Origin of the sequence: Actinoalloteichus spitiensis RMV-1378 (assembly GCF_000239155.1) — a bacterium.
Lineage (GTDB): Bacteria > Actinomycetota > Actinomycetes > Mycobacteriales > Pseudonocardiaceae > Actinoalloteichus_B > Actinoalloteichus_B spitiensis.
The window spans coordinates 1-424 of the sequence record NZ_AGVX02000520.1 but is presented as its reverse complement, the minus strand read 5'-3'; the positions used below and the strand labels follow the sequence as shown (position 1 = coordinate 424).

The window sequence follows — 424 nt, the reverse complement described above, 5'->3', positions numbered from 1 at the left end:
CCCGGTACCCCAGCGCGGCCGAGTAGACGCGCCGCAGGGCGGACATGGTGAACTGGGGCTGGGCCAGGGCGAACCCGAGGTTGGTGTAGGACAGCTTGGCGCGGAGGCGGTCCCGCGCGCGCAACACGATGGCCCCGTGGTCGAAGGCGGTCTCGGGCAGCGCGGAGACCGGGAACCACTCGGTGTCGTCGGGGATCTCCGGGTCGACGTCGCAGGGAACCAGGCCGAGGAAGGCGGTGGCGACCACCCGTCGGCCCGGCACCCGGTCGGGGGCGCTGAACACCGACAGCTGCTCGACGTGGGCGAGTTGGCGCACGTCGACCTTCTCGGCGAGCTGGCGCCGGATGGAGGACTCGACGTCCTCGGTGGCGCCCAACTGCCCGCCGGGCAGCGCCCACCTGCCGGCCTGCGGCGGGCCGCCGCC

General features: G+C 74.5%; 1 protein-coding gene. It reads right to left on the bottom strand.

Annotated features, from left to right (window positions below; translation table 11 throughout):
- The coding region (locus ACTIDRAF_RS0220765; RefSeq protein ID WP_016700647.1) for an NUDIX hydrolase at positions 1-424 on the bottom strand (424 nt) is incomplete at both ends.